This window comes from Aquimarina amphilecti (assembly GCF_900109375.1).
GTDB classification, from domain to species: domain Bacteria; phylum Bacteroidota; class Bacteroidia; order Flavobacteriales; family Flavobacteriaceae; genus Aquimarina; species Aquimarina amphilecti.
This window is the reverse complement of the sequence record NZ_FOAB01000003.1, coordinates 181,036-192,407: the sequence shown is the minus strand read 5'-3', so window position 1 is coordinate 192,407 and position 11,372 is coordinate 181,036. Positions and strand designations below refer to the sequence as shown.

Annotated in this window: 9 protein-coding genes; all 9 read left to right on the top strand. The window is 30.7% G+C overall.

The genetic code is table 11. From position 1 onward, the window contains the following. Nucleotide 1 precedes the first annotated feature (1 nt). Nucleotides 2–1,741: a hypothetical protein gene (locus BMY33_RS08570; RefSeq protein WP_170837042.1), complete on the top strand. Its 1,740-nt coding sequence runs from the start codon at nucleotides 2–4 to the stop codon at nucleotides 1,739–1,741. After that, nucleotides 1,734–2,756 carry an ATP-grasp domain-containing protein gene (locus BMY33_RS08565; RefSeq protein WP_091407541.1) on the top strand — a complete coding sequence of 341 codons (1,023 nt, stop codon included), beginning with the start codon at nucleotides 1,734–1,736 and terminating at the stop codon, nucleotides 2,754–2,756. Before BMY33_RS08570 ends, BMY33_RS08565 begins: the two co-directional genes overlap by 8 nt. A gap of 8 nt (nucleotides 2,757–2,764) precedes the next feature. Beyond that, nucleotides 2,765–3,685: a glycosyltransferase family 4 protein gene (locus tag BMY33_RS08560; RefSeq protein ID WP_091407539.1), complete on the top strand. Its 921-nt coding sequence runs from the start codon at nucleotides 2,765–2,767 to the stop codon at nucleotides 3,683–3,685. Nucleotides 3,686–3,695: 10 nt separating this feature from the next. Continuing rightward, nucleotides 3,696–4,682 (top strand): lipid II:glycine glycyltransferase FemX, encoded by a 987-nt coding sequence (locus tag BMY33_RS08555; protein WP_170837041.1) that lies wholly within the window; start codon nucleotides 3,696–3,698, stop codon nucleotides 4,680–4,682. Next, nucleotides 4,683–5,750 carry a DUF354 domain-containing protein gene (locus BMY33_RS08550; protein ID WP_091407536.1) on the top strand — a complete coding sequence of 356 codons (1,068 nt, stop codon included), beginning with the start codon at nucleotides 4,683–4,685 and terminating at the stop codon, nucleotides 5,748–5,750. Beyond that, nucleotides 5,750–6,499, top strand: coding sequence for a polysaccharide deacetylase family protein (locus tag BMY33_RS08545; protein ID WP_091407534.1), 750 nt, complete (start codon nucleotides 5,750–5,752; stop codon nucleotides 6,497–6,499). The genes BMY33_RS08550 and BMY33_RS08545 overlap by 1 nt, the downstream gene beginning before the upstream one ends. Nucleotides 6,500–6,933: 434 nt before the next feature. Next, nucleotides 6,934–8,076 carry a sugar transferase gene (locus BMY33_RS08540; RefSeq protein WP_091407532.1) on the top strand — a complete coding sequence of 381 codons (1,143 nt, stop codon included), beginning with the start codon at nucleotides 6,934–6,936 and terminating at the stop codon, nucleotides 8,074–8,076. 34 nt (nucleotides 8,077–8,110) lie between these two features. After that, nucleotides 8,111–8,890, top strand: a complete 780-nt coding sequence (locus BMY33_RS08535) for a polysaccharide biosynthesis/export family protein (RefSeq protein ID WP_091407530.1) — start codon at nucleotides 8,111–8,113, stop codon at nucleotides 8,888–8,890. Between the two features lie 28 nt (nucleotides 8,891–8,918). After that, nucleotides 8,919–11,267, top strand: coding sequence for a GumC family protein (locus BMY33_RS08530; RefSeq protein WP_091407529.1), 2,349 nt, complete (start codon nucleotides 8,919–8,921; stop codon nucleotides 11,265–11,267). Nucleotides 11,268–11,372 lie beyond the last annotated feature (105 nt).

Here is an 11,372-nt window from a genome sequence, read left to right as displayed (position 1 = left end):
GATGGATCATTTTATCATATCAAAATCAAAAGATAAATTGCCTAAGGAGCATCAACTAAAATTAACTGATGCTTGGTATCTAAATATTGATGGAGAAAAGTATGAAGAATATCTTGAAGGAGATGTTAGAATACTAGTTTTTGGAGATTATATAGGGACTAAAGAGCAATTGTTTACAATAGATGTTAATCAAATTCCTAAATTGAAAGGTAATTTTTATGCTATTGTAATAGAAGAAAATCACCTGAAAATATATAGCAGTTTTCTAAATGTTCTACCTCTTTATCATACCTCAGATTTTGAATATATATCCTCTTCAATAGAATATATCCGTAAAAAATCAGATAAGAAATTCGAAATGGACAAAAAGTTCATTTTAGAGAGTTTGTTGTTTAATTATGGATTCTTTAATAGAACACTTTATAAAGGAATAGAGCTAGCACCTTGTCATTGTTTTTTAGAATTAACTAAAGAAAAAAGTACGATTAAAAAACATTTCGATACGGTTTCTCTTTTTACTAAAGAACCTTATAAAGGATCAAAAACTGCGGATAAAATAAGTGCATTATTCATAGAAACTGCTAAAGAGTATTTTCCGAAAGATACTTTTGATATTGCTTTCACTAGTGGTTTTGATGGTCGAACATTAGTAAGTTGCGCTACACATTTTGATAAAAAATTCAATACTTTTTCTTTTGGAAAACTAGAAAATGAGGACGTAGCAATACCGAAAGAGAATGCTAAGGATATTAATATACCTTATCAATATTTTGACTTAGGGGGCAAGGAGTATATTAAAAAACATTACATAGAAAATGCAAATGAATATAATAGTTTATACCCTAGTGGTAACGGATTGATTTATTCACATTTTTTGTATAGTACTAAAGAAATAGCCAAAAAATCTAAATATCTTATTTCGGGAGTCGTAGGAAGTGAATTGTTCAGGGCATTACATTTAACCGGAGCTGTAACTTCACAAGCTTTGGTGGATATTTTCACTAGTACTACTGCAGATGAAATTAGAGATCGAATATTAAAAGCAAAGCCTTTATTGATTATTAATAGAGAAGATTTTGCCGAAGAATTAGAGGAATTAATAGAAGAATTAATTAACTATAAAGAATCAATCCCGAAGGACCTTACACCAAACCAACAATTCTACACGTTTGTGTTTGAAGAGATTTTTAGGAAGTTTTTTGGGCAGTGGATTTATATCCAGATGAGCTATATCAAGGTAAGAACTCCTTTTTTGGATTATACCTTCATAAAAGAACTTCTAAAAACACAATACGCAGGTGCTAACAACGATTTTTTTACAGAAAACCCTTTGAAAAGGATGAAGGGTCAGTACATATATGCGGACATTATTAAAAAAACCAATACTCAAATTTATCATCAAAAAACAGGAAAGGGATATCGTCCAAAAGATGTAAGAGAACCTTTTGGTTTATTCAATATTTTGTTCCCATTTATTAAAAAGCGATTAAAAAGAAAAGTTAAACAAACGAACCTGGATAACCTTGGAATTATTTCAGGAACCTTAGCGCAACATAATAACTTTAAAAATCTAATCCAAGAAACAGAATGGATAGATCAAAAATATATACTCAATATTTTAGATAGACTCTCCCCTTATACAAATGAAAAAGAAAGAGATACTTTATTGATGACTATATCTCTTATAAGTGCGCTAAAACAAAAATCTAATCAATCAAATAAATATTTGCTTAATGAATAAAATTATAGCACTTACCGATTATAAAGAAAAATTTGGATCCAAGCACTTTGATACTCCTTACCGCAGTGGTATGGATAAAAATAAATTATCAAGTTATTTTAAAGCTTCAGGCTATGAGGTAATTTTTAAATGCTTTAATGAGGTATCTGTTCAGGATGAAGATCTCAAAAATATACCTGTAATCTATACTTCTTCAGAAGATATAGGATATCGCTATAAATCATATATAGAAGATGTGGTGTTTGCACTGGAACTTGTAGGAACCAAAGTACTTCCGGAATATAAGCACCTTAGAGCTAATAATAACAAGGTGTTTATGGAGTTAATGCGCGAAGTCTGTGATATGCGGCCTCCATTAAAATCAAGAATTTTTGGTTCTATGTCAGATCTTGAAAAATCGATAGAAGAACTTTCTTTTCCATGTGTCTTTAAAGAATCAGAAGGAGCATCAGGTAGAGGAGTAGCCCTCGTAAAAAGCAAGCAAGAATTAATTGCTAAAGTAAAAGCAAGTAGTCAAAAACGGAACTATTTAGAAGATGCCAAAGATTATGGTAGGACTTTAAAACATAAAGGGTATATCAAAGAATCCATTTATCGTGATAAGTTTATTGTGCAAGATTTTATTCCTAACCTTAAAAACGATTGGAAAGTATATGTTTTTGGAGATAGACTATATACTTTTAAAAGACCGATACTAAAGGGAAGAGGTATTAAAGCAAGTGGTGGAGGATATGATAATTATTTATATGACTTAGATGCTGAGGCACCAGAAGGAATGTTTGATGTGGCACTCGATGTTTTCCGAAAATTAAATGTACCACACCTTTCTATTGATATAGCATATGATGGAAAACAATTTTATATCATAGAGTTTCAATCTCTGTACTTTGGAACGGCAGGCATACCATACTCAAAAGGGTATTTTTCTAACAAAGGAGGGCGATGGGATTTTGTGGAAGAAAAATTAGAAATCGAAAAAGTATATGTTGATAGTATCATATCCTTTTTGAAGTAGTAAACAAAATGAATATACTTTTTGTAAGTAGCGGAAATTCTAAAAACGGTATTTCTTCATTGACTAAAAATCAAGGAGAATCTATTAAGGAATTAGGCCATCAGGTAACTTTTTTTACTATTAAAGGGAAAGGAGTTATAGGGTATTTTAAAAACATTTTTACGTTAAATAGTTTTCTAAAAAATAAACATTTTGATGTAGTACACGCACATTACTCGTTAAGTGCTATTGTTGCATCCTTAGCTGGTGCAAAACCCTTGATTGTTTCATTAATGGGGAGTGACGTAAAGGCATCAGCAATATTAAAATATGTAATCAAATTTTTTAATTGGTTATTTTGGAAGCAGGTTATTGTAAAATCTCAGGACATGAAAGATGATTCAGGATTAAAGAAAGCCAATGTTATTCCTAATGGAGTAAACTTTAAAAAGTTTAAGCAGATCCCTAGATCAGAAGCAATAATAGAAACAGGTTGGGATTCTAAAAAGAAGCATATTTTATTTGCTGCGAACCCTCATAGACCTGAGAAAAATTTTGCATTGGCGGAGAAAGCTTTTTCCTTAATAGAAAATGATGAAGTAACATTACAAAAACTAGTGGATATTCCTAATGAGAAAATGCCATTTTATTTTAATGCGTCTGATGTTATTTTATTAACCAGTCTTTGGGAGGGATCACCAAATGTGATTAAAGAAGCAATGGCTTGCAATTGTAAAATCGTGGCTGTTAATGTAGGGGATATAGAACAAGTTATTTCATCCACTAAAGGCTGTTTTGTAACAAAATTTGATCCCAATGAAATTTCAGAAAAAATAAAAGAAGCCCTCTATTTAGAGGATAAAACCAAAGGAAGAGCGAATATTAATTATTTAGATTCGGAACTAATTGCACATCAATTAGTTGATGTTTATAAAAATGCTCAAGCTTAAGAAACTAAACATGATACAATCCAATATAGATAATATATCAGAAAAACAGTGGACAGAATTGTCTAAATGTAATACGGCCAATTTTTTTCAATCTAAAGTAGCACTTCATTTTTTTGAATCTGTAGGAACTGAAGTTTTTACTTTTGCTTTAGAAAAAGACAAGGAAATTGTAGTTTTTCTTTCGGGAATTATTCAAAAAGAAAAGGGTGTGAAAGCTGGCCTTACCAGTCGCGCGATTATTTATGGCGGCCCAATAATATCAGAAAATGCAGAAGAGAAGAATGTTTTAGAAGTATTGGCATATACTGTAAGTTATCTTAAAAAGAAAGCAATATATGTAGAGATGAGAAATTTAAATGATTATGGAGATTATAAAGAAGTGTTCAAAAAAGCAGGTTTTGAGTATGTGCCACATCTTAATTTTCATCTAGACTGTGAGGATGAGGCTGTTATGCGTAAACGAATGAGCAGTAGTAAACTAAGACAAGTTAAAAAGAGTTTAAAACAAGGAGCGGAGATAAAGGAAGCTCAAGATCAAAAGGAAATAGAAGCATACTATGCGATTCTTGAGAATTTATATAAGACCAAAGTTAAAACTCCATTACCTAATTTGGATTATTTTATTAGAATGTGGAAAGATAAGGTTGCTAAGTTTTTTTTGGTAATATATAAAGAAGAAGTACTTGGTGGAATTGTATGTCCCGTTTTGGATAACAAAGTTATTTATGAATGGTTTGTCTGCGGTAAAGATGGAGCTTATAAAAATATATACCCTAGTATATTAGCTACTTGGGCAGCGATGGATTACGCTGTTAAAAATGATATCCCTCGGTTTGATTTTATGGGAGCAGGAAAACCCGATCAGGATTATGGTGTAAGAGAGTTCAAATCTAAATTCGGTGGCGAACAGGTTGAACACGGTAGATTTCTTAATGTCACACAACCATTATTATATAAAGTAGGAAAAACAGCTGTCAAAATTTTAAAAAGTATTTAAATGCGTATACTTATCGATATAGGTCACCCAGGTCATGTGCATTTGTTTAAGAACTTTGCTAAAGAAATGCAGAAAAAAGGGCATACTTTCTTATTTACATGTAGACAAAAAGAGTTCGAAATAGAACTGATGAAAGCAGAAGGTTTTGAATTTGTCTCATTTGGTAAAAAATATAATTCGACAGCCGGAAAAATGTTTGGATTATTAAAGTTTGATTTCCTGACGGTTATACAAGGGATCAAATTTAAACCAGATTTGTTTATGAGTCATGGATCACCTTATGCAGCTCATGCCGCAGCAATATTGAGAAAACCTCATATATCGCTAGAGGATACAGGGAATATGGAACAAGTTAAATTGTATTTACCGTTTACAAAAAGTGTTTTAACTTCTACAGCTTTTCATAAAGATCTGGGGGATAAGCAAATCGAATATGCAGGATATCACGAGCTGGCATATTTACATCCAAATTATTTCACTTCAGATGTTAAAGTTTATGACACTTTGGGTATACCAGAACAAGCTCCTTACGTTGTTTTACGATTTGTGTCTTGGAATGCAAGCCATGATGTTAATCAGTCTGGATTGACTATGACAGAGAAAAGAGAGTTACTTCAACATTTAAATGAAAAATATAAAGTTTTTATTTCTTCAGAAGGTCAGTTACCTGATGAGTTTAAACAATATCAAATAAAAATACCTCCAGAAAAAATGCATGATGTATTGGCTTTTGCAGAGATGTTCATTGGAGAAGGTGCTACGATGGCATCAGAAAGTGCAATTTTAGGTACTCCTGCAATATATATAAATAGTATTATGGCAGGTACTATTGATGAGCAGGTAGATTATGGATTGCTTTTTAATTTTCAGAAAGGAGAAGGAGTTATGGAGAAAATTAAAGAATTAGAAAAAACTTCTAATCTTCAAGAGGTTTTTGGAAAAAAGAGAGAACAACTTTTAAAAGATAAAATAGATGTCACTGCATTTTTAATATGGTTTGTGGAAAATTTTCCTCAAAGCCACCAGACTATGAAAAACGACCCAAAATATTACCATAATTTTAGCTAATGGATTTTACCGTAAAAAAGTATAAGGACTTATTACAGTCATTAATTAATCAAGACTATTCATTTCAGACATTCGAAGAATTCATAAACAAGCCTAATAAAAGAGCTATTGTATTGAGACATGATGTTGATTTATTACCTCAAAACTCTTTAGAATTCGCAAAAATACAAGCCGATAAAGGGGTGAAAGGAACATATTATTTTAGAGCGGTTCCTCAAAGTTGGGATGAAGATATTATCAAACAAATAGCTTCGTTAGGACATGAAATAGGGTATCACTATGAATGCTTAACAACCTGTAATGGAGATCTGAAAAAAGGGATAGAAGATTTTGGTAAAAACTTAAAGGCACTTCGTGAATTGGCTACAGTAACGACAATCTGTATGCACGGTAGTCCAATGTCCAAGTATGACTCTAAGGATCTTTGGAAAACTTACAATTATAAAGATTTTGAGATTATTGCAGAGCCTTATTTCGATGTAGATTTTGAACAAGTTTATTACATCACAGATACAGGTCGTCGTTGGGATGGTCATGCGGTTAGTGTCAGAGATAAGGTGCAAACATCATTTAATAGAACTTTTCATACAACGTCAGAAATTATAGAAGCTTCCGATTCGTTGCCTGATCAATTAATGTTTACATTCCATCCCCAACGATGGAGTGATAACAAGATGTTGTGGACTAAAGAACTTGTATTACAAAATATGAAAAACCTTGTAAAAAAGTATTTTTTTGTAAGTAAATAAAAACAGAGCTATAAGGTTTTTGTAGTTACATGAGCTTTTTAAGAATCATAAATATGTTGTAGTAAAAATTGCATTTAAGCAGTTATTATTTCGTTTTATCGAAAAACTAATCAAATTTTTCAGGTAAATTATTAAGTAAGTTAGAAACATTTTTAATTTGATTTTATAAATTTAAAATGATAGTTCATCTAGTCTTGGATAACTTGATTTTTGGTTTTATGTGTACAAGTTGTGTGTTTAATACATCTAAAAGTTTTGTAATTAGATTTATACAGGTTGCTTGAAATTAATATAATATTATTTAAATAAAACCGTTGATACGTAGTATAAGGTTTGATAATTAATTATTTACATAGTTCTCAAAATACTATTGTTTTTAATAATTATTGTTCTTTATATGGGTCAATCACACTTAACTAAAGGCTCACACAAAAATGATTACCAAATTTGCCCCATTTATCGATTCACAAATCGAAAAGTTATTGAGTTCTGAAGATTTAGAGGATGTTTTTGCTATCTCTGATCAAGATTGGGATGTCAGTATCAAAGAGTTAATTATTAAAGAAGTTGGAGAGGAAATCTTTGATTTTGTCTCTGAGTACGCTACATATAAACCCAATGACGTTCATATTATCTCAACAAGAACGAGATTTAATATAGAAAAAATAACAAAAGATAGATACCGAACAATTGTTAACCTTAAGAGAGTTAATGATTTTAGAAGAATTAATAAATACTTTCAATCGGTTAACTCTAAACTACCGAAAGGAGGGGTTTTTATAAATAAAGTAGAAACTCACGCGGTTCGGAAAAATAGAATTCTAAAAAAACTCCCGAAACCTCTAAATTATATATACTATTTAGGAGATGTTGCTCTTACTAGAGTGATTCCTAAATTGAAATGGACAAAGGGATTGTATTTTCATATTACTAAAGGAAAAGGGAGAGTTCTGACAAAAGCTGAAACCTTTGGACGTTTATATTCTTGTGGATTCGAAATTTTAGAAGAAAGAACAATTAATAATGAGCTTTATTTTGTAGCTAGAAAAATAAAGGAGCCTATTTTCGATCATGATCCAACATATGGTCCATTGATAAAATTAAATAGATTAGGCGAAAAAGGAAAAACAATAAAGGTCTATAAATTTAGAACGATGTATCCTTTTTCTGAATATTTGCAGGAATATGTGTTCGAAAAAAATAATCTAAAGGAAGGCGGAAAAATCAAAAATGATTTTAGAATATCTCATGAAGGAAAAATAATGAGAAAATATTGGATTGATGAACTTCCGATGATTATTAATTTAATTAAAAATGAAATGAAACTAATTGGAGTAAGACCTTTAAGTAATCATTACTTTAGCTTATATCCTAAAGAACTTCAAGAAAAAAGAACAAAAGTGAAACCAGGTTTACTTCCTCCGTTTTATGCGGATATGCCAAAAACTTTGGATGAGATTGTAGCTTCAGAGACAAAATATCTGGATGCTTATGAAAAAGCTCCGATAAAAACAGATATCAATTATCTAATTAGAATCATGAAAAATATACTTCTACGCGGCAAAAGAAGTTGTTAACTTAATCTACATTTATTCTGTTAAACATTTATACATGATTATTAAAACTTTGAAAAATTTTCCTTTTTTCGTATTGATTATATCGCTGCTAGTTTCTTGCGCTTCCCGTAAAGATGTAGTTTATTTTAAAGATATAAAAGATGCTCAACAGAAGGAGATTAAAATAGAGTACAATACTACTTTTCAAGCGGATGATTTACTAGCGATAACAGTTTCTTCTTCGGACATGCAAGGACTAGAGCCTTTTAATTTGCCTGCAGTTTCTTTTAACGCTATCCCTGGTAGTGCTGTTGGACAACAAAAACAACTTACTTATTTGTTAAGAAAAGATGGTACCATTGATTTTCCAGTTCTGGGAAAGGTTTCATTGGCAGGATTGTCATTAATAGAAGCTACAGAATTACTGAAAACAAAATTATCTTCCTATATTAAGACTCCCATTGTACATATAGAATTAGTTAATTTTAAAGTAACTGTTTTAGGAGAGGTGAATAATCCTGGCACCTACACTATTCCTAACGAACGTATTAGTATTATAGAAGCTTTAGGCTTGGCTGGGGATCTTACTATTACAGGAGTAAGAAATGATATTTTAGTAATTAGGGAACAAGAAGGAGTGTATAAATACTATAGGGTAGATATTACTTCTGATCAAATTTTTAATTCTCCAGTTTTTTATTTAAAACAAAACGATGCAATATATGTGACGCCTAATAAAGCACAGATAAAGTCATCATCTTACAATAAGAATACTCCAATTTGGATATCTGTCGCATCTGTACTAGTATCTTTAGGAATATTATTAACACGTTAATTCTGTGGGGACTAAGCAAAATACAAACATGGATTACGAATATCAACAAGAATCAAGTAATCTTACTTTAAAAGATCATATAAGTAAATATCTGAGATTTTGGAAACTGTTTCTTGTATCAGGTATTTTGTTCATCATATTAGCGTTTCTGTATCTAAAATATACATCGGTTCAATATAAGGTAACAGCAACTATTTTGATCAAAGGAGAAAAAACAGGAATGTTATCTGAACTCTCCGCTTTTGAAGATTTAAATATTGTAGAGACAAATAATAAAGAGGTAGAAAATGAAATAGAGATTCTAAAATCTCGACCATTGTTTGAGAATGTAATAAGGAAACTTAATGCGCATCATCAATATTTTACCAAGACAAAGTTTTCGAAAAGATTAGTAGAATTATATGAGAATAAACCTTTTGAAGCCAAGTTTATAAAGGATTCATTGCTACAGGATATATCGGCCGATTTTACAATTACAATTCATTCGAAAAATTCATTTACAATTAAAGAAGAAGAAAAAGATTTTATTAAAGAAGGAGTTTTTGGCGAAGTAATATCAACAAGAATAGGTAATGTTATTCTCGTTCCAGATAATAATTTTATAGAACTTTTTCTAGACAATGAAATTTATCTTTCTGTACAACCAATAATGGATGTGGTAGAAGAGTATAAATCAAAAGTGAGTATCGGTTTGGTTAATAAAGATGCAAATGTGATCTCTTTGAACATAAATACTACTACTAGAGTGAAGGCTAAAGATCTATTAAATGGATTGATAGAAGAATATAATCTTGATGCTATCAGGGACAAAAACTTGATTTATGAAAATACAGCAAGTTTTATTAAAGAACGACTTACTATTATCAATTCAGAATTATCGGATATAGAACAAGGAGTAGAAGTTTTTAAAACTTCTAATAGTCTAACGAATGTAACCTCTGAAGCGGAATTGTTTTTAGAAAATTCATCCGAAAATAAAAAAGAAGTTCTAGAAACCAGTACTCAAATTGGACTCGTTAACTTTATGAACGATTACTTAAAAAAGAATAGTGAAGGATTATTGCCAGCAAATCTTGGTTTTTCTGATGGTTCTATCTCAGGTACAATTACTCTATATAATGAAATTGCTCTTAGAAGGGATGAGGTACTTAATGGGACTACCCTAAAAAATCCTATTGTTGTTAGCCTAAATGAGAAACTTGAAAACCTCAAATTAAGTTTAAAACAGAGTCTAAATAATCAGAAGACTTCTTTAAAAATTAAATTAAGAAATTTAGAGCGACAAGATGCGGTGATGAATTCTAAAATCAATTCTTTACCTAGACAAGAAAGAGAGTTAAGAGATATCGTTAGACAACAAGAAATTAAGGAAACACTATATCTTTATTTATTACAGAAAAGAGAAGAAACTGCAATTTCACTTGCTGCTACCGTTGCTAATGCAAAAATAATAGAAAGAGCTTATAGCTCTAAATTCCCGGTTAAACCTAAAAAACGTATTGTTTTTCTAGTAACTATACTACTATCCTTTTTGCTGCCCTCAATAGTGATTTTTTTCTATGATCTTTTGGATGTAAAAGTTAAAGGAAAAAAAGAAGTTCAGAAACTTATTGATATACCGATAGTTGCTGAAATACCAGGTACAGATACTAAGGAACAATTTCTTATTTCTAGAGATAATCGCTCTATAGTGGCTGAGTCATTTAGAATTTTTGAGAGTAATCTAAAGTTTTTACTTTCTGAAAATGCAGATAAAGGTAAAACTATTTTGGTAACATCTTCTGCTACAGGAGAAGGTAAAACGTTTATTTCTACAAACCTTGCCATTGCTTTAGCTGACCCAGATAAGAAAGTGGCTTTGTTAGGATTAGATCTTAGATCACCTAAAATCTTAGAGTATCTTAATTTAGAAGATTCTGTGGGAGTGACTAACTATATAAGAGATGAAAAACTTGTTTTAGAGGATATCATTATTGGCTTAGACAATGTTCCAAATATGGATGTAATAAATTCTGGAATTATTCCTCCTAATCCAATTGAGTTGTTAAAAAGTAAACGTTTCCAAAAATTAATTATAGCATTAAAAACTCAGTATGATTATGTTGTTATTGATACACCGCCAGTGAGTTTAGTTGCCGATGCATTATTGTTCACGGATTATGTAGATCTATGCATTTATGTAGTAAGATCAGGTTTTACAGATAAGAGACTTTTATCCGTAGCAGATAGCCTTTATCAAAATAAACGTTTTTCTAGTATGACTGTTTTAATTAACGATGTCGAGACACATAGTAAAAATTATTATGGATATACATATGGTGATGGTGTAATAGAGAAAAAACCGTGGTGGAAGAAGAGAATTATGAATAATAAATAAAGTAAAGAGTTTTTATAACTTTTAATCATGTAACCTTGATTGAAGTTGTGCTTTAAGTTTATCCGTTGATTATCAGTTAAATGAATAGAATGATTTTTGAGTAAA